Here is a 250-nt window from a genome sequence, read left to right on the forward strand (position 1 = left end):
TCGCTACTGCCTGCGGTGCAGCCAGCGGTCCAGCACTGGCAGCACCAGCAGGGTGTGCAGCGTGGAGGAGACGATGCCGCCGATCACCACCGTGGCCAGCGGGCGCTGGACTTCGGCCCCGGCGCCGACGTTGAAGGCCATCGGCACGAAGCCGAGCGAGGCCACCAGTGCGGTCATCAGCACCCGACGCAGCCGACCCAGCGCGCCTTCGCGTACCGCATCGGCCAGCGGCATGCCGCCCTCGCGCAGG

General features: G+C 72.0%; 1 protein-coding gene. It reads right to left on the reverse strand.

Annotated elements, in window-relative coordinates; all coding sequences use genetic code 11:
- Positions 1-3: 3 nt before the first annotated feature.
- Positions 4-250: efflux RND transporter permease subunit (locus ACQG3P_RS21035; protein ID WP_426806138.1), on the reverse strand; the 247-nt coding region annotated here is incomplete at its 5' end.

This window comes from Stenotrophomonas sp. SrG, assembly GCF_050031795.1.
In the GTDB taxonomy this organism is placed as follows: domain Bacteria; phylum Pseudomonadota; class Gammaproteobacteria; order Xanthomonadales; family Xanthomonadaceae; genus Stenotrophomonas; species Stenotrophomonas rhizophila_A.